This is a genomic window from Stenotrophomonas sp. P5_B8 (genome assembly GCF_054049855.1).
In genome coordinates, this window is record NZ_JBFULO010000565.1 from 1 (window position 1) to 2,001 (window position 2,001).

The 2,001-nt window shown below is 65.4% G+C and carries 1 protein-coding gene; it reads left to right on the forward strand.

What is annotated here, in order from left to right; all coding sequences use genetic code 11:
* A partial coding sequence (locus tag ACXJKH_RS19375) for a TonB-dependent receptor domain-containing protein (protein WP_457321808.1) occupies positions 1-1,918 on the forward strand: 1,918 nt, incomplete at its 5' end.
* Positions 1,919-2,001: the final 83 nt, after the last annotated feature.

A 2,001-nucleotide genomic window follows, 5' to 3' on the forward strand; every position in this document is an offset into this window, starting at 1 on the left:
GTACCAGTCGGAGGCGCGCAGCCTGCAATCGGGCGTCAACACCATCGCCGCGCTGCCGATGACCGTGGCTGCCAGCAATTACTGGAACCCCTTCGGTGCCACCCGCCTGCCCGACGGCAGCGTCAACCCGAACCGGCTGGCCAATCTCAACGTCGCCGCAGGCGGTATTCCGGTCAGCATCAGCAGCTACCGCTTCGAGCGTCCTACCCAGATCGAGGTGAAAAACACACAGCTGCGTGCGCTCGGCGGCCTGCGCGGATTCCACTTCGGCTTCGACTGGGAAACGGCGGCGCTGTATTCCAAGGCCAAGGTGGTGGACACCCAGGATGCGGTCAGCATGACCCTGTTCCAGCAGGCGCTGGCCGATGCCACGTCGGCGGCCTACAACCCGTTCTGCGGCGGCTGCAACGACTACAGCAAGCTCGACAGCTTCTTCTACAAGGCCACGCGCAAGAGCCAGACCGAGCTGTACCTGTGGGACATCAAGGCTTCGCGTCCGGACCTGTTCCGCACCTGGGCCGGCGATGTCGGCATGGCCACCGGGCTGGAAGTGCGTCGCGAAACCCAGCGCGACGACCGCGATGCCCGCGTGGACGGCACCCTTACCTACACCGACCGCATCACCGGCATCGCCTATCCCAGCGACATGTACGGCGTCAGCCCGACCCCGGACACTGAAGGCTCGCGCACCGTCGCCGGCCTGTTCGCCGAATTCTCGGTGCCACTGGTATCGCGTGAGATGGGTATTCCGCTGGTGCGCGCGCTGGACCTGCAGGTGGCCGGTCGCGCCGAGCACTACAGCGATTTCGGCAACGTCACCAAGCCGAAACTGGCACTGGGCTGGACGGTGGTCGACGGGCTGACGGTGCGGGCATCGTGGGCCAAGGGCTTCCGCGCGCCGAACCTGGAACAGGTCAACGCCACGGTGGTCAGCCGCTCCAACACGCGCACCGATTACATCCAGTGCGAAGCCGATGTGCGCTCCGGCGCGCTGGCCTCGATCAACGCCTGTGGCACCACCTACCGTTCCTCCACCACCGCGCGGCGATCGGGCAACCCGGACCTCAAGCCGGAAACCTCGACCAACACCAGCGCCGGCATCGTGTTCCAGCCGCAGTTCATTCCGGAAGACTTCGGCCGCTTCACCTTCGCGGTGGATTACTACAAGTACGCGCAGGAAGGCATCATCGGCCTGTTCGGCGAAGGCAACGGACTGATCCTGGACTACCTGCTGCGCCAGCAGGGCGGCAGCAATGCCAACGTGGTGCGTGCCGCACCGACCGCCGATGACATCGCCCGCTTCGCCGGCACCGGTCTGGACCCGGCCGGCAAGGTGCTCTATGTCACCGACCAGTACGTCAACATGCAGCCGCAGACCGTGCGCGGGGTGGACTACAGCATGGCGTGGACGTCGCCGGAGACCCGCGTCGGCCGCTTCGACATCGGCATCAACGGCACCCGCCTGATCGAGTTCTACCGCGATCGTTCGCCGGCATTGCAGGCACTGGAAGACGCCAAGGCCACCGGCCTGGTCGATCCTTCGATCGCCATCACCGGGGGCGGCGACCTGATCGGTGACGGCGGCAACCCGCAGTGGAAATGGAGCGGCAACCTCACCTGGCGGTACCAGAACATCACCGTCGGGGCGAGCGCGCGCTATGCCAGCAGCTACCATGAAACCAGCCTGACCCTGGCCGATGGCACGCCCTGGACGGTGAAGTCGCAGACCCTGGCCAACGCCTTCGTCAAGTACGATTTCAACCGCGAGGGCGTGTTCAACGGGGTGTCGGTCAAGCTGGGCGCCAACAACATCGCCGACAAGCGGCCGCCGGTGTCCGATGACAGCTACGGGTATTCCTCGGCGGTGTACCAGGCCTACCCGCGTTACTGGTATGCGAGCGTGACCAAGGCGTTCTGATCCGCGGTTTCATCCTTACATCGCTGCCCGGCCAATGCCGGGCAGCGCAGCAGGAGTTTGAATGGGCGCAACATTGGCAGCAG